General features: G+C 54.8%; 21 protein-coding genes. 6 read left to right on the top strand and 15 right to left on the bottom strand.

Annotated elements, in window-relative coordinates; genetic code table 11:
* Window positions 1-33: 33 nt before the first annotated feature.
* From Y71_RS14775 to blr, 3 genes are all read right to left on the bottom strand, one after another.
* Window positions 34-474, bottom strand: a complete 441-nt coding sequence (locus Y71_RS14775; protein ID WP_007374793.1) for a DUF2569 domain-containing protein — start codon at window positions 472-474, stop codon at window positions 34-36.
* 87 nt (window positions 475-561) lie between these two features.
* On the bottom strand, window positions 562-777 hold the full coding sequence (gene ydgT / locus Y71_RS14770) for a transcription modulator YdgT (protein WP_007374794.1): 216 nt from the start codon (window positions 775-777) through the stop codon (window positions 562-564).
* 222 nt (window positions 778-999) lie between these two features.
* Complete coding sequence (gene blr, locus Y71_RS14765) at window positions 1,000-1,137, bottom strand: division septum protein Blr (protein ID WP_007374796.1); 138 nt, start codon at window positions 1,135-1,137, stop codon at window positions 1,000-1,002.
* A 207-nt stretch (window positions 1,138-1,344) separates the two neighbouring features.
* Between blr and Y71_RS14760 the strand changes: the two genes are divergently transcribed.
* A complete protein-coding gene (locus Y71_RS14760) occupies window positions 1,345-2,385 on the top strand; it encodes an oxidoreductase (RefSeq protein WP_007374797.1) in 1,041 nt (346 codons plus the stop codon).
* Window positions 2,386-2,422: 37 nt separating this feature from the next.
* Here the strand turns inward: Y71_RS14760 and add are convergent, their stop codons facing one another.
* From add to malX, 3 genes are all read right to left on the bottom strand, one after another.
* A complete protein-coding gene (gene add / locus Y71_RS14755; RefSeq protein WP_007374798.1) occupies window positions 2,423-3,424 on the bottom strand; it encodes an adenosine deaminase in 1,002 nt (333 codons plus the stop codon).
* Window positions 3,425-3,739: 315 nt separating this feature from the next.
* Window positions 3,740-4,927 (bottom strand): MalY/PatB family protein, encoded by a 1,188-nt coding sequence (locus Y71_RS14750; RefSeq protein WP_007374799.1) that lies wholly within the window; start codon window positions 4,925-4,927, stop codon window positions 3,740-3,742.
* Between the two features lies 1 nt (window position 4,928).
* Window positions 4,929-6,542: a maltose/glucose-specific PTS transporter subunit IIBC gene (gene malX / locus Y71_RS14745; RefSeq protein ID WP_007374800.1), complete on the bottom strand. Its 1,614-nt coding sequence runs from the start codon at window positions 6,540-6,542 to the stop codon at window positions 4,929-4,931.
* 200 nt (window positions 6,543-6,742) lie between these two features.
* On the opposite strand from malX, the gene Y71_RS14740 reads away from it, so the two are divergent.
* The gene (locus tag Y71_RS14740; RefSeq protein ID WP_007374801.1) at window positions 6,743-8,386 is read left to right on the top strand and encodes an alpha-amylase family protein; all 1,644 of its coding nucleotides are present in this window, start codon (window positions 6,743-6,745) and stop codon (window positions 8,384-8,386) included.
* On the opposite strand, the gene Y71_RS14735 is transcribed toward Y71_RS14740, so the two are convergent.
* On the bottom strand, window positions 8,370-8,777 hold the full coding sequence (locus tag Y71_RS14735; RefSeq protein ID WP_007374802.1) for an SDR family oxidoreductase: 408 nt from the start codon (window positions 8,775-8,777) through the stop codon (window positions 8,370-8,372). The genes Y71_RS14740 and Y71_RS14735 overlap by 17 nt on opposite strands.
* A 285-nt stretch (window positions 8,778-9,062) precedes the next feature.
* Between Y71_RS14735 and Y71_RS14730 the strand changes: the two genes are divergently transcribed.
* Window positions 9,063-9,311: a biofilm development regulator YmgB/AriR family protein gene (locus tag Y71_RS14730; RefSeq protein ID WP_007374803.1), complete on the top strand. Its 249-nt coding sequence runs from the start codon at window positions 9,063-9,065 to the stop codon at window positions 9,309-9,311.
* A 62-nt stretch (window positions 9,312-9,373) separates the two neighbouring features.
* Here the strand turns inward: Y71_RS14730 and Y71_RS14725 are convergent, their stop codons facing one another.
* The 3 genes from Y71_RS14725 to manA all read right to left on the bottom strand — a co-directional run bounded on the left by Y71_RS14725 (window position 9,374) and on the right by manA (window position 12,604).
* On the bottom strand, window positions 9,374-9,631 hold the full coding sequence (locus Y71_RS14725) for a hypothetical protein (RefSeq protein WP_139201259.1): 258 nt from the start codon (window positions 9,629-9,631) through the stop codon (window positions 9,374-9,376).
* Window positions 9,632-9,785: 154 nt separating this feature from the next.
* Window positions 9,786-11,324: a YdgA family protein gene (locus Y71_RS14720; protein WP_007374805.1), complete on the bottom strand. Its 1,539-nt coding sequence runs from the start codon at window positions 11,322-11,324 to the stop codon at window positions 9,786-9,788.
* Window positions 11,325-11,425: 101 nt separating this feature from the next.
* A complete protein-coding gene (manA, locus tag Y71_RS14715) occupies window positions 11,426-12,604 on the bottom strand; it encodes a mannose-6-phosphate isomerase (RefSeq protein WP_007374806.1) in 1,179 nt (392 codons plus the stop codon).
* A 198-nt stretch (window positions 12,605-12,802) separates the two neighbouring features.
* Between manA and fumA the strand changes: the two genes are divergently transcribed.
* Together fumA and fumC are read left to right on the top strand one after the other, a co-directional pair.
* The gene (fumA, locus tag Y71_RS14710; RefSeq protein WP_007374807.1) at window positions 12,803-14,449 is read left to right on the top strand and encodes a class I fumarate hydratase FumA; all 1,647 of its coding nucleotides are present in this window, start codon (window positions 12,803-12,805) and stop codon (window positions 14,447-14,449) included.
* 164 nt (window positions 14,450-14,613) lie between these two features.
* The gene (gene fumC / locus Y71_RS14705; protein WP_007374808.1) at window positions 14,614-16,014 is read left to right on the top strand and encodes a class II fumarate hydratase; all 1,401 of its coding nucleotides are present in this window, start codon (window positions 14,614-14,616) and stop codon (window positions 16,012-16,014) included.
* Here fumC and tus read toward each other — a convergent pair.
* The 3 genes from tus to rstA all read right to left on the bottom strand — a co-directional run bounded on the left by tus (window position 16,011) and on the right by rstA (window position 19,053).
* Entirely contained in the window at window positions 16,011-16,940 is a 930-nt protein-coding gene (gene tus, locus Y71_RS14700) for a DNA replication terminus site-binding protein (protein ID WP_007374809.1), read from the bottom strand. The genes fumC and tus overlap by 4 nt on opposite strands.
* Before the next feature lie 79 nt (window positions 16,941-17,019).
* The gene (rstB, locus tag Y71_RS14695) at window positions 17,020-18,315 is read right to left on the bottom strand and encodes a two-component system sensor histidine kinase RstB (protein ID WP_007374810.1); all 1,296 of its coding nucleotides are present in this window, start codon (window positions 18,313-18,315) and stop codon (window positions 17,020-17,022) included.
* A gap of 21 nt (window positions 18,316-18,336) precedes the next feature.
* Window positions 18,337-19,053 carry a two-component system response regulator RstA gene (gene rstA / locus Y71_RS14690; RefSeq protein ID WP_007374811.1) on the bottom strand — a complete coding sequence of 239 codons (717 nt, stop codon included), beginning with the start codon at window positions 19,051-19,053 and terminating at the stop codon, window positions 18,337-18,339.
* Window positions 19,054-19,180: 127 nt separating this feature from the next.
* Here rstA and Y71_RS14685 point away from each other — a divergent pair, with 127 nt between their 5' ends.
* Window positions 19,181-19,516 carry a GlpM family protein gene (locus tag Y71_RS14685; protein WP_007374812.1) on the top strand — a complete coding sequence of 112 codons (336 nt, stop codon included), beginning with the start codon at window positions 19,181-19,183 and terminating at the stop codon, window positions 19,514-19,516.
* Here Y71_RS14685 and Y71_RS14680 read toward each other — a convergent pair.
* The gene (locus tag Y71_RS14680; protein WP_081120787.1) at window positions 19,513-20,895 is read right to left on the bottom strand and encodes an amino acid permease; all 1,383 of its coding nucleotides are present in this window, start codon (window positions 20,893-20,895) and stop codon (window positions 19,513-19,515) included. The two genes, Y71_RS14685 and Y71_RS14680, sit on opposite strands and share 4 nt — an antisense overlap.
* 194 nt (window positions 20,896-21,089) lie before the next feature.
* Window positions 21,090-22,034, bottom strand: a complete 945-nt coding sequence (gene ydgH, locus Y71_RS14675) for a DUF1471 family protein YdgH (protein WP_035889269.1) — start codon at window positions 22,032-22,034, stop codon at window positions 21,090-21,092.
* Window positions 22,035-22,221: the final 187 nt, after the last annotated feature.

Raw genomic sequence — 22,221 nt, 5'->3', positions numbered from 1 at the left:
GCACCGGGCGACAACAGGATAACTGTAAGGTTATTACGGATTAACAAAGGTCTTCTTCACGCGTTGAGAACGCTTGAAGTAAGGCACCATCAGCGCAGCGGCAAGCAGTGGGAACAGAAGCTGTCGCACCGCCAGATCGTCGGAAACGGGAGAGAAAGCGAACGCTTTCAGCGACAGCAGGACGCAAATTAACGACCAGATTATAAAGTGTTTGGGTACGCTGCGGCGGCGCTTAAAAAAGGCGATCACCAGCCAGAACGTGTAATACCAGATGGCGATAGCAAAGGCGAATGAAACGAACCACAAAACGTTTTCTTTCAGCGTTTGCGCGCCGAGCGCCGCGACCGTCTGTGGCGTTAATAGTGCGGTGGCATAGAGCATTAATGCCAGAGAAGTACTTAATAACGTGAGCAGCAACCAGGCCAGAGGGCCAAGTAACCAGCCTCCGATTCGTTCTGCAGGCGTTGTCGTCATGTGTATTCCTCTGTTAAGGCTTTAATGTAATGCATTTATTTCGCCGGGCGACGAGTATAAAGCATTACGCGCCAAATGCCAGAGGCGTTACTGCACGTAGCGCCAGACAGAGCGTGGAACGCACCCAATGTCAAACAAGCGGCCGCCAGAGACCAGCTCAGCGCGGCGGTGATCGGCGGCGCGGTACATGTTGATGATTTCGGCAGTGTCGGTAAGCGTGTAGTTGAGGTGGTCAAACAATTTTTCCAGACTTTCGAGCGAACTGATTTTGCGGAATTTTAATAAATAGTCCTGAACGGTCATGTCGTGGGTTATCCATATATTGAAAGAGGCGTAAATAAAATGGGGCTAATTCGTTCGAATAATAAACATTATTATTATCGCAACGTAAATAGCTCTACTATTAAATTAAGAGTTTTCTTTTCGAATGAAAACAGATGCCAGAACGGCGGCGGAGAAGAAGATTAACGTTCTTCACCACCGCTGGCAATAAGCATTTACTCTCTTTACCAGGAGTTTTCGTTATTATTTTTTCTGCGCCACAATACTCTGTTCCGGGGGCTGATAATTATCGATATGGCTGGCGAAAACCAAAAGAACGGTCGATACGCCAAGCACCACCCACCCCATTAGTTCAATGATCCGATTGATTATTCCGGCCATACTTCTACAACTCCCTGATGTTAATCCACGTATAAAAAACGCCATCATGTCTCGAAAAGGCGCTGGTTGCAGATTTAAGCAGATTTTTCGACCGGAAACCAGGGCGTAATGGGACTAAATCATTCATGAAATTTATGAATAGAGGAAGCGGTTGTCGCCATCCGACAGATGGTGTCAAATAAGTGCTCTAAAAGGAGGGGCCATGATATGAGTGATAAGATCCGTGTTGGCTTAGTCGGTTATGGCTATGCCAGTAAAACGTTTCACGCGCCGCTGATTGCCGGAACGCCAGGGATGGAACTGGCGGCTATTTCCAGCAGTGATGAATCAAAAGTCAAAGCTGACTGGCCCGTCGTGCCGGTTGTTTCTGAACCGAAACATCTGTTCAACGATCCGCAAATCGATTTGATTGTGATCCCCACGCCCAACGATACCCATTTTCCGCTGGCGAAAGCGGCACTGGAAGCCGGTAAGCATGTGGTCGTGGATAAACCCTTTACAGTGACACTGTCACAAGCCCGCGAACTGGATGCGCTGGCGCGTAGTCTTGGGCGCGTATTGTCTGTGTTCCACAATCGGCGTTGGGACAGTGATTTTCTGACGTTAAAAGCGCTACTGGCGGACGGCGCTCTGGGCGAGGTGGCCTATTTTGAATCCCATTTTGACCGTTTTCGTCCGCAGGTACGCAACCGCTGGCGCGAACAGGGCGGTCCGGGCAGCGGCATCTGGTACGATTTAGGTCCGCATCTGCTCGATCAGGCGGTCAATTTATTCGGTCTGCCGGTATCGCTGATGGTCGATCTGGCGCAGTTGCGTCCGGGTGCACAATCAACCGACTACTTCCATGCCGTACTGACTTACCCGCAACGCCGCGTGGTGCTGCATGGTACGCTGCTGGCGGCGGCGGAATCGGCACGCTACATTGTGCACGGCAGTCGTGGTAGCTATGTGAAATATGGTCTGGATCCGCAGGAAGAGTGCCTGAAAAATGGCGCGCGTTTGCCGCAGGCTGACTGGGGCTACGATATGCGCGACGGCGTGTTGACGCGCGTGGAAGGCGAAGAACGCAGGGAAGAGAGCTGGCTGACCGTGCCGGGCAACTACCCGGCCTACTATGCTGCGATTCGCGATGCGCTTAATGGCGTCGGTGAAAACCCGGTTCCGGCCAGCCAGGCTATTCAGATTATGGAGTTAATCGAACTGGGGATTGAGTCCGCAAAACATCGCGCCACCCTGAGCCTGACCTGACAATTGACCGCTCACGCCGCTGCGTGAGCGGTTTGTTTCAGGCGGTTGCCACTCTCTCCCGTAATGCCTGTTTCTCTTGCTCGCTGAGAAACGCCATCTCCAGCCCGTTGATTTGCGCCTGGCGAATCTGTTCGCGACTCAGCCCTGCTGCGGGTGCCGCAACCTGATATTCATGACCAATTTCCACACCCTGCACGGCCGGATCGTCAGTGTTAATGCTGGCAAGAATGCCATGTTCGAGGAAAGTCTTGAGTGGATGGCGATCGAGCGAAGGCACGGTACTGGTCTGAATATTCGACGTCAGGCAGGATTCGATGCCGATACGCTGCTCAGCAAGGAAATCCATGAGCGCCGCATCATCAATCGCTTTGACACCGTGGCCGATACGCACGGCGCCCAGTTCGCGAATTGCCTGCCAGATGCTCTCCGGCCCGGCTGCTTCGCCTGCGTGCACGGTAATGCGCCAGCCCGCATCCCGCGCGCGGTTAAAGTGCGACAGAAACAGGCTGCCAGGGAAGCCAAGTTCATCGCCCGCCAGATCCAGCGCGGTGATCCCGTCGCGATGTGCCAGTAAGGCTTCCAGCTCCTGCAAACAGGCGGCTTCGCCAAAGGTGCGGCTCATAATACCGATTAGCCGCGCCTGGACGTTGAAATCGCGGCTGCCTTCACGCACGCCGGCAATTACCGCTTCCACCACGCCAGCAACCGGCAGGTTGTGAGTCATGGCCATATAGCCTGGAGAGAAACGCAGCTCGACATAATGCAGGCCGTTAAGGGCCGCATCCTGCATATTTTCGTACGCCACACGGCGGCAGGCATCCAGCGAAGCCAGCACTTTTACGCCCCAGTCGAGTTTCGCCAGAAAACTGACCAGATCGGGTTCGTTCGAGGTGACCTGCACATGCGGACGCAGCGCGTCGAGCGTTTGCGCGGGCAGGGGTAAATTATACTGGCGGCCAAGATCCAGAATAGTTTGGGCGCGGATATTGCCGTCGAGATGGCGATGGATGTCAGTTAGTGGCAGGTTTGGATCTATCATGGTCGCACTCTTATTTTTGCTAAAGTGCATACCATTATACCACAGCTCAATAAGCTATTAAAAATACAGCTAAATTTATGAATCCCTGAATGAAAAGGCTTTCGCGGAGAATAACAACCCAATTTTATGGTTGATCCACTATCATTTCTGTCAGTTGCCTGAGCGGAAGCATTGGGTAATATTCCGCGATTATTAGCGATAAAACAGAGCCGCCTGCAGGCGACTCTGTTTTGAGCAATGGCCGATATTATCGGTGTTCGGTGAACGTAATCTCTTCAGCCGCCTAAAAAGCATTGGTGCTGACAAACGTAGACATCACATTAGCGATGTTAATGCGGCAATTAATCCTTCGACGCCGCGCTCAAGTTTTATTCGCGGGCAACCGGCATTTAAACGAATAAATCCCTGACCTTCCGCGCCGTAAACATCGCCGCGCATAATGGCGACTTTTTGCTCCTCAATCAGCGCCTTTTGCAGAGCATCGTCGTCCACTCCAGTGCGACGTAAATCGATCCACGCCAGATAGGTTGATTCCGGGATGTGCCAGTTAAGCGACGGGAACGCCTGATTTAACCGGCTGGCGATATACTCCAGATTGGCGCGCAGATACGTTCGCAGAGCATCCAGCCATGGCGCGCCCTGGCGGTAAGCGGCAATATGCGCAACCACGGATAACACCGCCGGTGAGGAGAGACCATTACTGTTTTTCAGTGCATCCAGCCAGTTCTCGCGCGACGTCGCATCGCCAATCATTCCCCATGCGCCGGTCAGCGCCGGGATATTGAAGCTTTTTGACGCCGAGGTAAACAGCGCCCACGGGCCGCGCGCCACGGTATGCCATGGGATATGTGGACGCTGGCTCCAGACCATATCCATATGGATTTCATCGCTGATCACCCTGACGTTATGCCGCTCGCACAGCGCGGCCATGGTTTCCAGTTCTTCCCGTGTCCAGAGCTTGCCGGTTGGGTTGTGTGGGCTGCACAGGAGAAGAATTTTGCTTTCCGGGCGCCTTAACACCGCTTCCAGACGCGTCATATCGCAGTACCAGCCTGCATCGTTACGCTCCAGTGGCACGGAAAACATCTGGCGCTGATTCCCTGCGATCGCTTTGTAGAACGCATCATAGGCGGGTGTATGCACCACCACGCCATCGCCAGGCTGCGACCATTGCCGAATTTGCTCGGCGATCATCCAGATCACTGATGGGCCGTAAACAAAGGTTTCCCGATCTGACGGACAGTTAAAACGGCTGGCCAGCCAGTGTTCAATCGCACCGAGAAAATCGTCATTTTTCCAGCGGCTGTAGCCCAGCACGCCGTGCGCCAGCCGTTGCTGCATGGCGGTAATGACGCAGGGTGCTGTGGCGAAATCCATATCGGAGATGGTAAAAGGCAGCAAATCGGCGTGGCCGAAACGATCGGCAACGTAATCCCACTGCGTACACCAGGTTCCGTGGCGATCGATTGGGGTGGCAAAATCGAAAGAGGTTGTGTCTGTCATTTTATCCTGCCTCCGTCTGGGCTACCGCCTGCGGTGCGCGCATCAACTGCACCATCTCATCTTTCACTGACTGAACCTGCGTACCAATCACCACTTGCAGGTTATGTTGATTAACTTTAATCACGCCGATTGCCCGGTTCGCTTTCAGGGCGGCCTCGTCCACGCGCGACATATCCTTCACCACCAGACGTAAACGGGTGATGCAGTTGTCCAGCGAATCGATATTCTCTGCGCCTCCGAGCGCGTTCAGTAGAGCCGGGACATTATAGCCCGATTGCCCCTGCGCACTTGTCGTTACGCTGTTCGCCTCGCTGGCCGTGTCGATCTCGCGCCCCGGTGTTTTCAGGTTGAAGCGGGTGATAGCAAAACGGAACAGCGCGTAATACGTCACAAACCATACGGCGGCAACGACCGGCACCAGATACCATTTGGTCGCCATGCCATGCAGTATGCCGAAAACGATAAAGTCGATGATATTGCCGTCCGTGTTGCCAATAGTTACGCCGAGCACCGCCATCACGGTGAAACCAAGACCGGTTAACAGGGCATGGAGCACATAGAGCGCCGGGGCGACAAACAGGAACAGGAACTCCAGCGGTTCGGTGGTGCCGCCGACCACACAGGCAATCACGCCGGAGATAATTAAGCCTTTAATTTTATGACGATTTTCCGGTCTGGCACAGTGATACATTGCCAGCGCTGCGCCCGGTAAGCCGCCGAGGAAAGCCGGCATTTTACCCTGCGACAGAAAACGCGTAGCGCTCTCGGCAAAACCGTGGGTTTCCGGGCAGCCAAGCTGCGCCTGGAAAATGGTTAACGCGCCGCTGACCGTATGACCGCACACATCCATGGTGCCACCCGCTTCGGTAAAACGAATCAGCGCGACCAGAATGTGTTGCAGGCCGAAAGGGAGCAACAGCCGCTCGCCGGTGCCGAAAATCATCGGGCCGAACTCGCCAGCGCGATCGATAATGTGCCCAAGCCCGCTAATCCCCAGCGCAAACCACGGCCAGACCAGCGGGATTACCAGGCCAATCATGCCCATCACAATGCTGGTGACAATCGGTACCGAACGCGTACCGCCGAAGAAAGCCAGTGCATCCGGCAGGCGCAGCGTATGAAAGCGCTCATGCAGCCGCCAGATGATCACCCCGGCAATCACTGCGCCGAGGATGCCGGTATCAATGGAGGGAATGCCCAGCACATTCTGCACGTTATGCGCTTTGAGAAGCGCCGCATCGCTGGTGGGCAAAACCCCTTTTGCCGTCAGCCAGAAATTGACCGCCAGATTCATTACCGCATAACCGACAAACCCGGAGAACGCCGCAACGCCTTTATCTTCACGGGCCAGCCCCAGCGGGATGGCGATACAGAACATCACCGGCAGGAAGGTAAAGGCAAATGCGCCGATTTTGCTCATCCAGATAAACACTGCCTGCAACAGCGGGTGTCCAAGCCATGGCAGGAGCGTAATCACATCGCGGCTGCTCAGTGAACTGCCGATGCCAAGCATGATCCCGCAAAATGAGAGCAGGGCGACCGGCAACATAAATGTCTTACCTAATTGCTGAAAAAATTCCCACAATGTTATTTTCTGGGCGGTTTTTACCGTCATCACTAATCCTTAGTTCGCAAAGGCCAAAGCCGAAAGCGCACAGGGTAAAGATTTCTCCGATTTTTGGTGCGATGTGGCGCACGTAACGCAGATTGCCTGTTTTTTTCAGATTCCATGAATACCGCGCTGTTGCGGCCTGTCGGGCGAGAAAAACATCTATCCTTCACTCTGTAAGCGAACAGCAGCAAGAGGAGCGTTGGATGCGAAGTGATTGGTATAAAAATGCTGTCATCTATCAGATTGATACCCCTTTTTTTCTGGACGGGAACGGCGATGGCTGCGGTGATTTGCAGGGTATTCGCCGCCGCCTGGATTACATTCGCGGCCTGGGCGCGACGGGCGTCTGGTTAACACCTTTTTATCTCACTCCGTTTCTTGATGGCGGGTACGATGTGCAGGATCACCTGCAAATTGACCCGCGTTTTGGCGATATCGCCGATATGGTCTTACTGCTGGAAGAGGCGGAAGAGCTGGGGATCCATGTCATTATTGAGCTTGTCTTGCAGCATACCTCCGATCAGCATGTCTGGTTTCAGTCGGCCCGGCAGGATAAACACTCCCCTTATCGCGACTACTACATTTGGGCTGATGAGCCACCAGAAGAGGATGATGATCCGATGTTTCCCGGCGTCGAAGAGAGCGTCTGGAGCTGGGATGAGGCCGCGCAGCAGTATTACCGACACATGTTTTATCGCCACGAGCCCGACTTGAATCTTCAGTGCCCACAGGTGATTAAAGAGATCGAACGCATTATCGTTTTCTGGCTGCGGCTTGGCGTCTCTGGTTTCCGCCTTGATGCGGCATCGCACATGGTGAAGCAGGCCGGTGGTGGCGATGCTGATAAAGGTTACTGGCTTCTGAACCATCTGCGTGATTTTGTCATGTTGCGCAGGCCTGAAACCATCCTGCTGGGGGAAGTGGATGTCGCTGTTGATGAGTATGCCGACTACTTCGGCAACAATGATCGGCTGCATATGTTGCTGAGTTTCAACATTAATAAACACTTCTTCCTGGCGCTCGCCCGGCAGAATGCCACGCCGCTGGCGGATGCGTTACGTGAAATCCCTGCACCGCCGCTACGCGCCTGTTTCGCCAACTGGCTACGTAACCATGACGAACTGGATCTCGACGGTCTCAGTGATGAAGAGAAGAAAGAGGTGATGGCGGCGTTTGCGCCAGATGAGGAGATGAGAGTTTATCAACGCGGCATCCGGCGGCGGCTGGCGCCGATGCTGCAAGGTGATACCGCGTGGATTGCGATGGCGCACGCGGTGCTCTTTTCGCTTCCCGGCACGCCAGTGATGCGTTACGGCGATGAGATCGGCATGGGGGATGATTTGCGTTTGCCAGAACGTCAGGCTGTCCGTACGCCGATGCAGTGGTCCGGTACGCATGCTGCCGGTTTTTCAACGGCGGATGCCGACCGTTTATTGGTTTCGCCGGTCGATAGCGGTCCTTTTCGCTACCAAAAAATCAATGTTGGTGCCGGGCAGTTGCAGGCCAACTCGTTGCTGCGACGCGTCAGCGATATGGCGCGCACCCGGCTGGGGTTAAAGGAGATCGGCTCGGGCAATTATCAGGTGCTGGATACCAGCAATCCCGCTGTGCTGGGGCTGTTTTATCAGGCAGATGGGGAGAGCTTACTGATGCTGGTGAATTTTTGCCGCCAGAGTGTGACGGCAAATCTCCGCGCATTCGGCAATGTTGAGCTAACAGAATGCCTGGCCGACAGAGCCTATTCAGCGACGGACTGCACGCGCCATCCGCGCGACATTGAACTGGCCGGATATGGTTACCGCTGGTTCGGCGTGGTGAAAAATCCGGACCTCAGCGACGACGCATAAAACGCCCTAACGCCAGCAGGCCGGGCAGGGTAACAACCACTTTGCCGGGCAGATCGGCGCTTTCGCTCAGCGTATGTGTTTTGGCCTCATCGCTAAAGCGGCCGAGCGCATGATGCAGGTCATCAACCGGCGCATCCAGGTAATCGGCGGTTGCCGATAGCGGTTGTTCTTCCGTTTGGCCGCCCCAGGCCTTTTTCGCCAGAAGACGATCAAAAAGGGCGGGGAAAAGCATGTTCCCGGCAATGGACTGAATACTGGAACTGCCCAGCCAGACTTCGTGCACGCGCCGCTGGCTGGCCCGATAGATGTCGCGTGCGGCCGTCTCCGGCTGGAAAACAGGTGCCACCGGACGGGCTTTTTTACCCAGTTTATTGCGTTGCGCGCCCCACACCTGCTGTCCCTCCGGTAATCACCACTACTGGCATTCTTTCCTCCTGCTGGTCAAAAAAACTCATTCATTTATAGACGCCGTGGCGCAGAAGCTCTAAGCGCAACGGTTTTCAAATTCTGGCGTGTGGAGTTTATGCCGGTAAAAAATGTCGCCAGGGGAAATAGATAAAAAATTGTTATGTAATTAAGTTGCACAGGTGAAAAAGCGTGACTATTTTTTATTGTCGAATCAAAACCCTCCCGCCATACCGTGGAGGCCGGGCTCTCTTTTTTATTCAGGATTACTATGCAGACGACAACCACAGAAGAGCAACTTAATGCGTATTTCGGAACAGATGCGCGCACTTATGAAGCGGAAAAGGAAATAATCCACGAGATCATGCATAACCTGCAGTTAAAGAATGTAGAGGTCAGTAATAAGCATCTGATTCTGGCGCTGATCGGGCTGCTGGAAACAGAAGATGATGTGGTCAGACAGGATATCTATCGCAATGCATTAGAGCTGGTCGTGCAGAAAACGCCCGACGATCTGTAATCAAAAAAATGTGTCCTCGATTCGCCTTCGCCTGTCGCGAAGGCGTTTTTTTGCCCGCAGGGTTAATGTCTGGGCAGATTATTCCGCGCTGAAAGCCCGGTTAACGGAAACGGATTGGTATGGCGCGTATTGCTGCTCTGGTAGAGGTAGACGGCACGGATAGCCGCCTGAAGCGCGTGGTGTCGTTCATCATCGCACGCCTCCTGCAGATGCTGCTGGAGTTGCTGCACAAGCGTGGCGAAAGAGATCTTACTCTCTGACGCCAGCAATGCCATAACGGCGTCTTTCAGCACCGTATCGACAAGATCTTCATACGCCATTTTACGCATTCAGCCTCACAAAATCAGCGGTATGGGAGGGAACTGAAATATATTGCGTATATATATCACCGAGTTGTATGAGTTGTACACGCTGATGCTGAGAGGTGCGTTGCTGTCTGGCAAAAAATTAACCCCTCCGCAGAGGGGTTAGAGATTACTGCTGCGGCGCTGCCGGTACTTCCGGCACCGGAGGCACGGCGTTGTCCGGCTGTGCGGGCTGAAGCGACGGCAGACCAAACATACCGACAAACTCTTCGAGCGGCATTTTTTCGCCATTCAGCGTCACCTGACCGTTCGCGTATTGCAGGCTGGTGAGAATATTGTTGTTCTCAAGCGTGGTGATACGGAACATCTGGCCCATCGCCGCCAGCCCTTTAACTTGCTGGTTAGCCAGTTTTGCTGCTTCGTCCTGCTGATAACCTTCCAGTTTCGCGACCTGGGTCATCAGTTCGGTGGCCATCTCCACCGGGATCAGCAGCTTGCCATCCAGCGATTTCACCGTGCGATCCACTTCGTCGGCCAGCGTTTGCGGCGCGCCGGTGGCGGTGGAAGGATCTTTCAGGAACAGTGACAGATTGAAGGTGGCTTCGCCTTTGGCATTTTTCCAGCTTAACGGCGCAACGGTAATCACCGGTTCACCTTTCAGCAGCAGCGGTACAGCATTGAGGAAGGCTTCCGTCGCTTTTTGCTGGTAGAGTTCCGGGTTCTGCACCACTTCCGGCTGCGCCATCAGCGCGCGCGTCTGCGCATTGTACTGCTCGCTGAACTGATGCCACGCCTGGCCGTCGATCTGGCCCACTTTTAGCGTCAGGTTGCCGCTGCCCAGATCCTGGCCCTGAACTTTCAGGCTATTAAGGGTGTAATCGAGCTGGCTGTTGATGTTTTTCTTGTCATCCGCCACGTCGGATTTAGCCGTTAAGTTCATGCCTTCCAGCACGGCCAGCTCTTTGTTTTCCACCGAAATAGAGAGTTTATCGAGTGAGAGTTTCTGGCTACCGGTGCGCTCATCAAAAGCTGCGATTTCGCTTTTGCCATCGGTTTTCAGTTGGTTAAACGACAGTTGCACGCGCTGTCCGTACTCATTCACAGCATCAACCAGCCCGCTCTGCGCCTCTCCGCTCAGGGTGAGCACGTTGCCATCTTTGTCCGCGCTGAAACGGAACTGGCCACCGCTGAAGGCGACTTTCTCGCCCTCTTTTTCAGAGCTGAGCGGGAGCAGGGTGATATCGCTGCGCGTATCGCCGCTGTAGCCAATGCGGGTTTCGGCATAGAACGGCGATTCCCCTTTGGCGATGTCGAACAGTGCTTTGGTGACATCGTTATTAACCAGTTGCGTATGCACAGAGGCCATTGCCGGGGCCAGGCTGAACGACTTAAGCTGCGCCAGCGGGAAGGGGCCATGATCGACGGTTTCTTGCAGAACAATGTTCTGGCCCGGTTTCAGCCAGGTATTGGTGGCGCCATCAACTGGCTTGATATGCAGCGTAAAATGGCTGGAGAAGAGGCCGCGCTGATAATCCTGCGCGGAAAGCTCCACGTTGGCCTCCGGCGCGTTGTGCTTAATCTGCGCATTGGCGTCGTTCACTATCTCCGCCAGACGGCTTTCAAGCTGTTTTCCCGTGTACCAGGCACCGCCGGTCCAGACGACACCCAGTGCAACAATGATCCCTGCGGCAAGCAACGTTTTTTTCATAGTGTTTATCCATAAAAAATGAAACCAGGCGGTGGTGGCCGCCTGGACTGTCGAAATAGGTTACAGCAAGCTTAGCAACCCTTATTAAAAAGTTCAGTAACTTAGTTGTTTTTATTGAACACGCGCGCCACTCTCCCGGTGCCGCGGACGGCCACTGGCGACTCATCAGCAGCAATGAATGCCGACTCGCCAGGTTTCAGTACCAGACGGTCACTGCCTTTGCTGAGCACCGCTTCGCCTTCGACGCAAAAGACAATCGCCGCACTCTGCTGCGCCAGCGTGGTTTCAGCGGCGGAGAGATCGTGAAGCGAGAACGCAAAATCATCAACCGGGATTGGGAAATCCAGCTCCGCGCCCTGGCGCACCGGTTCGGTGAGCAGCGTTGCGGCTGGTTTCGGTGTGAATTTGACGTTCGCCACCAGTTCCGGAATATCGATGTATTTCGGCGTTAATCCGGCGCGCAGAACGTTATCAGAGTTCGCCATCACTTCCAGCGCCACGCCTTGCAGATAGGCATGCGGCGTTTCGGCGAACAGAAACATCGCTTCGCCTGGATTCAGTTTCACTACGTTGAGCAGCAGTGGAGAGAAGAGGCCGCTGTCATCGGGGTAGAATTCAGCAATCGTGCGGATCGTCTGCCACGGCTCACCCTGTTTTTCTTCCAGCACGGATTTCAGCACCGCCAGCGCGCGGGATTTTTCGTCACCCTGCATGTTGAGCAGCGCGGCAAACAGCTCGCTCAATCTCTCAGCGCCCGGCGCCTGCAAGAAGTGGGCGATAGCCGGATGCGCGCCCGCGACCGGTTGCAGCAGAGAGACTATGTCGGAGAACTCGCGAAAGGCATTCATGGCCAGGAACGGCGTCAGGGCGAACACCAGTTCCGGCTTATGGTTTGGATCTTTGTAGTTACGTTCCGCCGCGTCCAGCGGAATGCCTGCGGCGTTCTCTTTGGCAAAGCCGATTTCTGAGTTTTTCTTGTTGGGATGAACCTGAATCGACAGCGGCTGGTCGGCGCACAGCACTTTAAATAAAAACGGCAGTTCGCCGAAACGCTCTGCCACTGCCTGGCCGAGCAGGCGGGTTTTGTCCTGCTCGATCACGTCACGCAACGCGCGGGTCTGACCGCTGGCGTCCTGAACTTTTGAGCTGCTCTTCGGGTGCGCTCCCATCCACAACTCTGCCATCGGCAGGTTTTGCGGATTCGCCACGCCGTAGAGATCCGTTAACGCAGTTTTACTTCCCCAGGCGTAGTTCTGCACTGAGTTGATGAGTTTTTGCATTATCAAGCCCTTTCTAAGTAATGAAATACTGGCGTCATTAAAGCAACAAACCCGGCAGAAGTAACCTGCGGGGATAAAAAGTCGTATTAGTCTCAGTTTTTGTTAAAAAATTGTGTAGGATATGGTAACTCGCTTTAACACAGGCAGAGGGAATGGCTGCCTGAACAATAACCAGATCGTGCCGTAAGTGAGAGAACAATGTCGAATAAACCCTTTTACTATCAGGATCCTTTCCCGCTCGGAAAGGACGAGACCGAATACTATCTGCTAAGCCGTGACTATGTTTCTGTTGCCGAGTTTGACGGCCAGCAAATCCTCAAAGTTGACCCGCAGGCACTGACGCTACTGGCGCAACATGCCTTCCACGATGCTGCATTTTTACTGCGCCCGGCGCACCAGCAGCAGGTTGCCGATATCCTCGACGATCCCGAAGCCAGCGAAAACGATAAATATGTCGCGCTGCAATTCCTGCGCAACTCCGAGATCGCCTCTCGCGGCGTTCTGCCAACCTGCCAGGATACCGGCACGGCGATCATCATGGGTAAAAAAGGGCAGAACGTATGGACCGGCGGCGGCGATGAAGCCGCGCTGGCCCGTGGCGTCTATAACACCTTTATCAACGATAACCTGCGCTACTCGCAGAATGCGCCGCTGGATATGTACAAAGAGGTCAACACCGGCACTAACCTGCCAGCGCAGATCGATCTCTACAGCGTGGACGGCGATGAATATAAGTTCCTGTGTATTGCCAAGGGCGGCGGTTCGGCCAACAAAACTTATCTCTACCAGGAAACCAAAGCGCTGATCACCCCGGCGAAGCTGAAAAATTACCTTGTTGAGAAGATGCGCACCCTGGGTACGGCCGCGTGTCCGCCTTATCACATTGCGTTCGTGATTGGCGGTACATCGGCGGAAGCGACGCTGAAAACGGTCAAACTGGCATCAACCAAATATTACGACGCGTTGCCGACGGAAGGTAATGAGCACGGCCAGGCATTCCGCGATGTGCAACTTGAGCAGGAACTGCTGGTGGAAGCGCAGAATCTCGGTCTGGGCGCGCAGTTTGGCGGCAAGTACTTTGCCCATGATATTCGCGTGATCCGTCTGCCGCGCCACGGCGCATCCTGTCCGGTGGGGATGGGCGTTTCCTGTTCGGCCGATCGTAACATCAAAGGCAAGATCAACCGTGAAGGGATCTGGCTGGAGCGGCTGGAGCAGAATCCCGGTAAATACATTCCCGAAGCGCTGCGCCAGGCGGGTGAAGGCGAGGCGGTGAAAGTGGATCTCAACCGTCCGATGAAAGAGATCCTGGCGCAGTTGTCGCAGTACCCGGTCTCCACGCGTCTGTCGCTCAGCGGTACGATCATTGTCGCTCGCGATATTGCGCATGCGAAACTGAAAGAGCTGATGGACAGCGGCGAGCATCTGCCGGAGTACGTGAAAAATCACCCGATTTATTACGCTGGCCCGGCGAAAACGCCGGAAGGTTATGCTTCTGGTTCCCTCGGCCCAACCACCGCAGGGCGGATGGATTCCTACGTCGATCAGTTGCAGTCGCAGGGCGGCAGCATGATCATGCTGGCGAAAGGCAACCGTAGCCAGCAGGTGACGGATGCCTGCCATAAACATGGCGGTTTTTACCTTGGCAGCATTGGCGGCCCGGCGGCTATCCTCGCGCAGAACAGCATCAAGCATCTGGAGTGCGTGGCTTATCCGGAACTGGGAATGGAAGCCATCTGGAAGATTGAAGTGGAAGATTTCCCGGCCTTTATCCTTGTTGATGACAAAGGCAATGACTTCTTCCAGCAGATCCAGTCCGGCCAGTGCGCCCGCTGTGTGAAATGATTCAGACCGCCCCTGGGGGCGGTTTTTTTCGGGGCTGCCGCTCTCCGACAGACCTGTTTCAGCACAAAGCAGTAAACAACATCATAAATAGCATCAATACTTTTACTTGTTTGCAGGTGAGCAATGTCAGCACTCAACACCACTTTGTAGCCAAGGAGAAAGTAATGACAACGCATCGCAGTGAGAAAGATTCGATGGGCGCCATCGATGTTCCGGCCGATAAACTGTGGGGCGCGCAAACCCAGCGGTCGCTGGAGCATTTCCGTATTTCCACCGAGAAGATGCCGGTCTCGCTGATCCACGCGCTGGCGCTGACCAAGCGTGCAGCGGCGAAGGTGAACCAGGATCTGGGGCTGTTGCCTGAAGAGAAGGCCCGCGCGATTATCGCGGCGGCAGATGAAGTGCTGGCGGGGAAACATCCCGATGAGTTTCCGCTCGCCATCTGGCAGACCGGCTCCGGCACGCAGAGCAACATGAACATGAACGAGGTGCTGGCGAATCGTGGCAGCGAGATCCTCGGCGGCGTGCGCGGTATGGATCGCAAAATTCATCCCAACGACGACGTAAACAAAAGCCAGAGCTCCAACGACGTTTTTCCTACCGCGATGCATGTTGCGGCGGTGATTGGCGTGCGCGAACATCTGCTGCCGCAATTGCTGGTGCTGAAAAACACGCTTGCGGAGAAGTCCCGCGCTTTCGCTGACATTGTGAAAATCGGCCGAACCCACTTACAGGATGCAACGCCGCTGACGCTTGGCCAGGAGATCTCCGGTTGGGTCGCGATGCTGGAACACAACCTGAAGCATATCGAATTAAGTTTGCCGCACTTAAGCGAGCTGGCGCTGGGCGGCACTGCCGTAGGCACGGGGCTGAATACGCACCCGGAATATGCAGAGCGTGTGGCGAAAGAGCTGGCGAGTTTCACGCAACAACCGTTTGTCACTGCGCCCAATAAATTCGAGGCGCTGGCCACCTGTGATGCGCTGGTGCAGGCTCACGGCGCGTTAAAAGGGCTGGCGGCATCGCTGATGAAAATCGCCAATGATGTGCGCTGGCTGGCTTCCGGCCCGCGCTGCGGTATCGGCGAAATCGCCATTCCGGAAAACGAGCCGGGTAGCTCGATCATGCCAGGCAAAGTTAACCCGACGCAGTGCGAAGCGATGACCATGTTGTGCAGCCAGGTGCTGGGCAACGATGTGGCGGTCAATATTGGCGGCGCATCCGGCAACTTCGAGCTGAATGTGTTCCGCCCGCTGGTTATCCATAATTTCCTGCAATCGGTGCGTTTACTGACGGACGGAATGGAGAGTTTCAACGAGCATTGCGCGGTGGGCATTGAGCCCAATCGTGTGCGTATCGACCAGTTGCTCAATGAGTCGTTAATGCTGGTGACGGCGCTGAATACGCATATCGGGTACGACAAAGCGGCGGAAATTGCCAAAAAAGCCCATAAAGAGGGGCTGACGCTGAAAGCCTCGGCGCTGGCGCTCGGCTATCTGACCGAGGCCGAGTTTGACAGTTGGGTACGCCCGGAGTCGATGGTCGGCAGCATGAAACAGGCCTAACCCGCCAGATAGAGGTGCAGCCGCGGGATCAACAGCGTTAGCGGCTGCGGCTGCGGTTTGAAACGGTGCTGTATATTGTCGGCGTTGTAATCCAGCAGTTCGCCAATATCCGGCACCATCCCGCCATTTTCCTCTGAGATCAGCACAATCATTGGTGTCGGGCAGGCGTACTGCACCTGCTTTTGTGAACCGGAATACCAGATGCGCGCAATCGGCTGTACCTTCACCGGACGTTTAATTTTCAGCCGCGCCTGTTTGGGTAGTGCGGCAACATCGTTGTACTCCTGTTCGACTTTCGCCAGCCACTGCTCCCGCGTGAAGGCGGAAACAGCGCGCGGTGATTTCAGGCTTTTCTCCAGTTGTGCCAGCACCTCATCGCGCGTGAGGTTTTTGATGATGTGTTTATTGGCCCAGCCGAAACGAATGGTGGCGGGAGAATGAATCAACGTCAGCGTGCGGTAGGCATTGAGGGTGATCAGACCTGGTAAATGACGATGTACCCACTCAAAACGGGCGGCGGGCACCAGCCCGGATTCCACGGTAACAATCCGTTCAAAGTTCAGTTTCAGCGAATTGATCGCGCTAATGCGCTGTTCCAGCGCCTGGCGAGTCGCCTCATTGGTTTGATAACACAGTACGCCCGGCAGCCGCACCGCTGCTTTGCTGCTGCGGTTTTCCGACTGCTGCTGAATGAACAGATGCGTGTAATGGTTGAGCGCCAGCTCTGCCGCGCGGCGGCCAATATGTTGTTTGACGTGAATAGCAGGCAGGGGATCGTGCTCCGCACCTTTGGCAATTTCCGGCAAGGTAAAGACGCGCCCGGCCATCAGACGGCACTCCGCCAGCGCCGCTTTCAATGCGCCGAGTTCATGTTCAAGCTGCCGAAAAGTGGTGTTAAGACGTTCGATAAGATCCAGCGCTGCCATCCTGGTTTCTCCATTAGTTACAACATACTTTTTAATTTATAGCACAGGTGCACGCATCCGGCCACTGTGCCGCTATGGTTCAGGAGGGCAGTGAAATGTGGTGGTAGATGGGCCAGCTAAAAGTAAATTGCGCGCCACCCAACTCGCTTTGTGAGCAGCTGACTTCGCCGCCGAACGCCTGGGCTATTGAATGCACAATGGCCAGCCCCAGGCCGCAACCGCCGGTTGCGCGATCGCGGCTGGGATCGAGGCGGACAAAAGGCTCGAACACACGCTGGCGCTCTTCGGGCGCAATGCCTGGACCATCATCTTCCACGGTCATGCTGGCCTGCGAGCCCTGGCGCTGTAAGGTGACCCTCACGGTTTGCTGGCTGTAACGCAATGCATTGTTTACCAGGTTATCCAGCACGCGCTCCATCAGGCGCATATCGAGCGCACCATACTCTTCGCCCGGTGTGGCGGTCAGCAACAAGGTGTGTTGCGGGTTCATGCTGCGGGCATCATCCATATAGCTGTGAAACCAGGCGGGCAGATCCGGGGTAGTGAGTTTTAGCTCAGTTTGCGGGCGATCGAGCCGGGCATAGGTCAGCAGTTCTTCAATTAATGCTTCCAGTTGCCCGATATCACGGTTCAGCGCCGCGCGTTCGGTTTCGCTCAGGTTATCGCTCATCTCCAGCCGGTAACGCAGCCTGACCAGCGGCGTGCGCAGCTCGTGGGCGATACCGTCAATCAACTGTTTTTTACTGGCGATCAGCGCATTGATGTTATCGGCCATCTGGTTAAAGGCGATGCCGAGCCGCTCAAAGCTGGAGTTACTGTCGAAATGAATACGTTCTTCAAGATGGCCTTCACCAAAACGTTGCGCGGCAGATTCCAGCCGCAGCATCTCCTGCCAGTGCGGGCGCATCCAGATAAACACCGGAAAAGCGAGTGAGATGGCAATCAGCGCCATCAACGACATATCCAGCAGACGCATCTCATGCAGGAAAAAGAGATAGGGCACCGGGCCGACAGCCAGCACGTAATGGCTGCGTGGAATGCGCTGAATAAAGGTGTATTCAGAATCCAGCGCCACAATATCGCCTTCGCGCAGCCGTTGGGCTGCGTGTTCCTCAAGCGTGAATTTATTCATCGGTTCAATGCGCAGATTGAACGACAAATTCAGATCCAGCTCTTTCAGCGTTTTGGCCCATTGATGCGGCGGGATCTCTCGCAGTTCGCTGCGCATTAAGTAGAGGGAGCTTTTCATCAGGTCGTCCAGCGACTGACGTCCCGCGCGCTCGGCGGTAAATTTATAAACCAGACCCACCAGCATCGTCATGACCAGAAAACAGACGAACAGCAAAAGGTAAAACTGGACGAACAGTTTTTTCATCGTGACACCTGGTTAAGAGCTTCAGTTGTCCCACGCGTGCGGCGCGAACAGGTAGCCTTTGTTACGGACGGTTTTGATGCGATAAGGTTCGGTGGCGCTGTCGAGCAGCTTTTTCCGCAGTCGGGAGATCGCGACATCGACGCTGCGATCCATACCGTCATAACTGACACCGCGCAGGTTTTTCAACAGCGCGTCCCGGTCCATGATCTGTCCGGCGTGGGTTGCCAGTTCCCACAGCAGCTCAAAATCCGCCGTCGAAAGCGAAACCTGCTCGCCTGCCAGCAGTACCTGGCGGTTAACCGGATCGATCGACAATGTGCCGAAACTGATGGCTTTATGCTGTTTCAGCGACGGGGATGCAGGTTCCGCCGCGACGCCAGTACGCTGTCGCAAATGCAACCGCAGCCGGGCCAGCAGCACCGCAGGTGGCGTGGTTTTGAGGATGTAGTCGTTTGCGCCCATCTCCAGCGACAGAATATGGTTCATATCACTGTCGAGCGAGGTGAGCAGCACAATCGGGACATTCCACTGGCTTCGCAGGTCGCGGCACAGCGTCATACCGTCTTTACCCGGCAGCATAATATCCAGCAGCACCAGCTCCGGTTTTTCATGGGCGATCACCTCTTCGGCGCGATCGCCGCGGGGTTCGACAATGACATCCATATCGTGTTTGCCCAGATAAGCCGCAATCAGTGCGCCGACTTCCGGGTCGTCTTCCACAAAAACGATCTTATTCATATGCCAGTGTTATCGATAAAAACGTAAACATACACCGCCTTGCGGTAAGCTGCCATTACTCTTTTCTAAACGATATGCGCTCAGTTATGCTGTAGGTCGTTGTTGTTAAAGTATTAAAGGGAAAATTATGGGGTTGTTTTTTAAAGCCGCGCTGGGCGCGCTGGTGGTGCTGTTGATCGGCGTATTAGCAAAAACAAAAAATTACTATATTGCCGGGCTGATCCCACTGTTCCCGACTTTTGCGCTGATCGCCCACTATATCGTCGCGACCGAGCGCGGTGTGGAAGCGTTGCGCACTACCATCGTGTTCGGTATGTGGGCGATCATTCCCTATTTCGTCTATCTGCTGTCACTGTGGTATTTCACCGGTATGATGCGCGTCTGGCCGGCGCTGGGCTGCGCAGTAGTGTGCTGGTGCCTCAGCGCCTGGCTGCTAATTTTTGTCTGGAGCCGCACCCATTAACGCACCAGCATCCAGGTTGCCGGAACAGCAGCAATCAGTAGCAGGCCGATCAGTGCTTTTTCCCGCTGTTTCAGCGCGTCGGTCATTTCGTGCGTGCGGCGGGCATACATAAAGACCAGCAGGCCTGGCGCGTAAAGCACCACGGAGAGCAGCAGGTGCATTGGCCCGGAGGCGTACAGTAACCACAGTCCGTACAGACAGGCGCCAATGGCGACAGCCTGATGCAGCGGGCGACGGGCCATTTTCAGCAGGAACGCGCCGACGAGGAAGTAGGGCACCAGAATCATCTCTGAAGCAATGGTCAGCAGTGTGTTGTAATCCGAGCCGGTAAGCCAGATCAGCACCAGACAGACCTGCACGCTACTGTTGGTCAGCCACAGCGAGGCGGCTGGCGCGCTGTTTTTATTCTGGTGCGCAAAAATGCGTGGAAAGGCTTTATGTGTCGCCGCCAGCAGCGGAACTTCGGCGGCCATAATGGTCCAGCTCAGATAAGCGCCGCACACGGAGATAATCAATCCGGCGGCAATCACCACTTCACCCCAGCTACCGAGCAGCCTGACCATTAACCCGGCCATTGACGGGTTGCGCATTTCGGCCAGTTCGGGACGTGGAACCACACCGAGCGAAAGCAGGGTGACCAGCAGGTAGACCGTAAGCGCCGCCAGCACCGCCAGAAGGGTGGCGCGACCGACATCCTGTTTATTCCGCGCTCTGGCTGACACGACCACGGCGCCTTCCACACCGATAAACACCCACAGCGTGATCAGCATGGTGTTTTTCACCTGTTCCCAGACGGGAACGCCGAGTGCGATGCCGCTGAAGTCCAGACGGAACTTGTCGAGGTTAAACGCCAGCGCCGCCAGTACGACAAACAATCCAAGCGGCACCAGTTTCGCCAGCGTGGCAGCGAGATTAATGCTTGCCGCCGTCTGCACGCCACGCAGGACCAGCGCGTGAACAATCCACAGCAACGCAGACGCGCCGACGATCGATTGCCAGGTATTGCCATCGCCAAACAGACGCAACGCGGGAGTATCGGTAAAGAAACTCAGCGCGGAAAAGACAATCACCAGATAAGAGACGTTAGCAATAACCGCACACAGCCAGTATCCCCAGGCCGAGCAGAAGCCGATCAGCTCGCCGAACCCTTCGCGGGCATAGGTAAAAATACCGCCATCCAGATCCGGGCGGATTCGGGTCAAAATCAGCATCGCAAAAGCGAGCAGCAGTATTCCCGCGCCGGTGATCACCCAGCCGATGATCAATGCCGCCGGACTGGCGACTTCCGCCATATTCTGCGGCAGGCTAAATACGCCAGCGCCGAGCATGGAGCTCAAAACCAGCGCAGTTAAAGCGCTAAGGCCTAGTTTTTTTTCCATTGTTATCCTGTCAACAAATACGGCTAATCCAGAATAATTATTTTGCCGTGGCGCATAAATATGGTGGATATCACTGAGGCGCGGGATTTTACGGAGTGTCGTGAGGGCATGCAATGCTGTCGGTGACAATTTTGCGAAAAAGCGGGAAAAAAGCGAAAAAAAGGCGGCCGTAGCCGCCTGATTCAGGAATGCGCTTACTTGTAGAGATCGGCGCTGATGGTCATGTTGTTGCCGCTTTCTGACCACTGGCGCGTGATGTGGTAATACTTCGCGCCTTTCTGTGCGGCGCGTTTAGCAACCTGATAGGAGATTTCCGTCATGTTGCCGTAGTTGCCGGTAAACTTGATGCTGTCGAACGGTACCATCTGCGCAGCCGTGATCTTGTTCAGCTCTTCGACTTTGGTGCCGTCAGGCAGTGTGACACTGTAACGCCCGCCGGAAGTGGATTGCGTTTCGAAGAAACGGCCAATACCCACGCCTGGAGTTGCATCGCTGGCAACGCCCGGGATTTCCACTTTCTTCGCTTCTTCACCACCTTTAGCCAGCGCAGCGCGGCCCGCTTCGGAATCACGTGGAATAGCATCGGCGCTCTGAATAACGCGTTTTTTGGCGTCGGCTTTATAGATGAAAGCGGTAATCATCTGGTTGCCGCCCTGGTTCGCATCGACCTGGCGAACGATATAGAAAGACGCGGCGCCTTTTTCGCTGGCGGCTTTGGTGATGGCGTCGTTAACTTCAGGTTGCGTGCGATAGAAGCCCTGAACGGTGACGGTATCGTACGGCTCAAGCGCGATGGCGACATCTTTCGGTAATTCTGTTACGCCGTTGATCACGCGGAAGGCCGGACGTTCTGCTTTTGGTGCGTCGGCTTTATAGAGATCGGCGGTGACGCGTTGGTTGCCGCTGTTGCCCGCATCAGAGGTATCTACAACATAAAATGCTGCGGCGCCTTCTTTATCTGCGCGTTTGGATGCCGCATCGACGGCATCGCCAATGGCATTAAATCGACCGGTAATGACGACACGATCGTAGGGTTTTACTGCCGCTGCTTGCTCCGGTGTTAACTCCGTGGCTGCGTTCGCTGTCATCACTGTGGCAGATAAAAGAGCTGACGCCAGGAGGGTGTACTTAAGCTTCATAAAAATAGTCCTTCGCCTTGCGCAAACCATAAACTGGTGTTGTTGTTGGGAAAACGTCGGTGATTATTGCATTTAAACAGCGCTACTGTCTGCGTCATTTTTCACTGAGTGTGCGGTGAGGAGGCAAATAACGATAACCTTTAGTGATATGTTGAAAAAACAGACGCTTGACCAGCAAAAGCGATAT

Origin of the sequence: Kosakonia radicincitans DSM 16656, from assembly GCF_000280495.2 — a bacterium.
Classification (GTDB): domain Bacteria; phylum Pseudomonadota; class Gammaproteobacteria; order Enterobacterales; family Enterobacteriaceae; genus Kosakonia; species Kosakonia radicincitans.
The sequence above is the reverse complement of the archived record's forward strand: the minus strand, read 5'-3'. Positions and strand labels throughout refer to the sequence as shown.

Coding starts and splice junctions, on each gene's coding strand:
- Y71_RS14775 (WP_007374793.1), bottom strand. CDS start 474: ATGACGACAACGCCTGCAGAACGAATCGGAGGCTGGTTACTTGGCCCT.
- ydgT (WP_007374794.1), bottom strand. CDS start 777: ATGACCGTTCAGGACTATTTATTAAAATTCCGCAAAATCAGTTCGCTC.
- blr (WP_007374796.1), bottom strand. CDS start 1,137: ATGGCCGGAATAATCAATCGGATCATTGAACTAATGGGGTGGGTGGTG.
- Y71_RS14760 (WP_007374797.1), top strand. CDS start 1,345: ATGAGTGATAAGATCCGTGTTGGCTTAGTCGGTTATGGCTATGCCAGT.
- add (WP_007374798.1), bottom strand. CDS start 3,424: ATGATAGATCCAAACCTGCCACTAACTGACATCCATCGCCATCTCGAC.
- Y71_RS14750 (WP_007374799.1), bottom strand. CDS start 4,927: ATGACAGACACAACCTCTTTCGATTTTGCCACCCCAATCGATCGCCAC.
- malX (WP_007374800.1), bottom strand. CDS start 6,542: ATGACGGTAAAAACCGCCCAGAAAATAACATTGTGGGAATTTTTTCAG.
- Y71_RS14740 (WP_007374801.1), top strand. CDS start 6,743: ATGCGAAGTGATTGGTATAAAAATGCTGTCATCTATCAGATTGATACC.
- Y71_RS14730 (WP_007374803.1), top strand. CDS start 9,063: ATGCAGACGACAACCACAGAAGAGCAACTTAATGCGTATTTCGGAACA.
- Y71_RS14725 (WP_139201259.1), bottom strand. CDS start 9,631: ATGGCGTATGAAGATCTTGTCGATACGGTGCTGAAAGACGCCGTTATG.
- Y71_RS14720 (WP_007374805.1), bottom strand. CDS start 11,324: ATGAAAAAAACGTTGCTTGCCGCAGGGATCATTGTTGCACTGGGTGTC.
- manA (WP_007374806.1), bottom strand. CDS start 12,604: ATGCAAAAACTCATCAACTCAGTGCAGAACTACGCCTGGGGAAGTAAA.
- fumA (WP_007374807.1), top strand. CDS start 12,803: ATGTCGAATAAACCCTTTTACTATCAGGATCCTTTCCCGCTCGGAAAG.
- fumC (WP_007374808.1), top strand. CDS start 14,614: ATGACAACGCATCGCAGTGAGAAAGATTCGATGGGCGCCATCGATGTT.
- tus (WP_007374809.1), bottom strand. CDS start 16,940: ATGGCAGCGCTGGATCTTATCGAACGTCTTAACACCACTTTTCGGCAG.
- rstB (WP_007374810.1), bottom strand. CDS start 18,315: ATGAAAAAACTGTTCGTCCAGTTTTACCTTTTGCTGTTCGTCTGTTTT.
- rstA (WP_007374811.1), bottom strand. CDS start 19,053: ATGAATAAGATCGTTTTTGTGGAAGACGACCCGGAAGTCGGCGCACTG.
- Y71_RS14685 (WP_007374812.1), top strand. CDS start 19,181: ATGGGGTTGTTTTTTAAAGCCGCGCTGGGCGCGCTGGTGGTGCTGTTG.
- Y71_RS14680 (WP_081120787.1), bottom strand. CDS start 20,895: ATGGAAAAAAAACTAGGCCTTAGCGCTTTAACTGCGCTGGTTTTGAGC.
- ydgH (WP_035889269.1), bottom strand. CDS start 22,034: ATGAAGCTTAAGTACACCCTCCTGGCGTCAGCTCTTTTATCTGCCACA.